Raw genomic sequence first — 801 nt, forward strand, 5'->3', positions numbered from 1 at the left:
GTAGTGATAATAATGGGTCAAACTCATCAAGTACCTATCCAGCTTCCGTTGCTTGGAATAACACCCTTTATGGATTATCTAAAGAAGAGGTTCCAATTGAAGAAGTAGGCAAAGAGATTGGTAAGATTGAAAGAAAAACAACCCCAATGCCAAAGAAAAATGGAGACTCTAACGAAGTGCCAGCAGGGAGTACACTATTTGAAGTCAAAGGAAAAGACCCTCATGAAGTTATTGCAGTCGAAGTAAATGATAAATATGTTATAGCAACAAAATTGGGACCTATTAATTAAACTAAACGGGCGGCAGTTGCCTGAGCTTGACTCCGCTCAATCCAAACGGATCAATAGGTGCAGTTGCATTGCAAACGAGAGAAGGGCACTCTAATTGCGGGCGCCCTTCTCACTTTATTTTCATCATAAAATGACGAACTTATAGAATCGCTTTTTGGTTCCATTATTGGATGTGAAACAAAGGTAGGAGGAAAGGATCTTTTATGGGAAACCGGACATTCCTGATCGTTACAAACGCCGATACAGATTCGGTCGATTATGAGAATACAGATTTCGAGACGAATAATTTTCTCGCTCCAGTATGGTTTTGTCTGGTCAGCCAGGAGCAGTTCCAGCGCTATAGCGGGCAGCTTATGCAAGCATGGAGCAGGATTCAACCCCATATGGACCAACCGGATGTGGAGGATCTCCCTGAGTGGGAATGCTTTTCCGAGGCATTCCAATGGCAGATTCCATGGGCGGATGCTGCAGAGCAGCTGCGCCTGAGCTTACCCGGCACGCTGGCCCATTT

The 801-nt window shown here is 44.4% G+C and carries 1 protein-coding gene and 1 pseudogene; both read left to right on the forward strand.

The genetic code is table 11. The features are described from left to right. On the forward strand, positions 1 to 290 hold a 290-nt coding region (locus AB4Z50_RS35850), incomplete at its 5' end, for a hypothetical protein (protein WP_441887265.1). Positions 291 to 493: 203 nt separating this feature from the next. After that, positions 494 to 801 (forward strand): annotated as a pseudogene (locus tag AB4Z50_RS35855) (hypothetical protein); the annotation flags it as partial.

The sequence above is a fragment of the Paenibacillus sp. 2TAB26 genome (genome assembly GCF_052115145.1).
Classification (GTDB): Bacteria; Bacillota; Bacilli; order Paenibacillales; family Paenibacillaceae; genus Pristimantibacillus.